Consider the following 564-nt stretch of genomic DNA (forward strand, 5'->3'; position numbering starts at 1 on the left):
TGATGCATTCATCGATTCAGTTACTGTGCTTTCACTTGTTTCCGCACAGATTTCCATTGTATGAATGGCATTGCGAGAGCCTTCTTGAAGATTCGAGATCATGTGTTGGATCTCTTTTGTGCTGTCTTGAGTTCGACCTGGAAGATTACGCACCTCATCTGCTACTACAGCAAAGCCTCGTCCTTGTTCGCCTGCTCGAGCTGCTTCAATTGCAGCGTTCAAGGCTAATAGGTTGGTTTGTTCCGCAATATCCCCGATTACATCCAGAACTTTCACGATGTTGTTTACATCTTGATCGAGATCGGCAACCGCTTTACTTGCAGTATTCAGCTGAGTCGCAAGACCTTGGATGTTATCTACCGTACTGTGGATCAGTGATTGAGTGTGCTGACTTTGTTTATCTGCTTCATCGGTATTACGTGCTGTGTCGCTAGCAGAGCTTGCCACATGGTTAGCGGAAGAAGCCATTTCTGTCATTGCTGTTGCAATCATTGCGGTCGATTGCTGCTGAGAAACGGTAAGCTCGGCGATGGAATTTGAGCGCGACTCTACTGCTGATAGCTC

At 46.6% G+C, this 564-nt stretch carries 1 protein-coding gene; it reads right to left on the bottom strand.

All coding sequences use genetic code 11. The annotated features are described in order from the left end of the window. Positions 1 to 564, bottom strand: a 564-nt coding sequence (locus tag R7R24_RS29320; RefSeq protein ID WP_318120539.1) for a methyl-accepting chemotaxis protein, incomplete at both ends; no start/stop codon positions are given.

The sequence above is a fragment of the Vibrio sp. 704 genome (genome assembly GCF_033339295.1).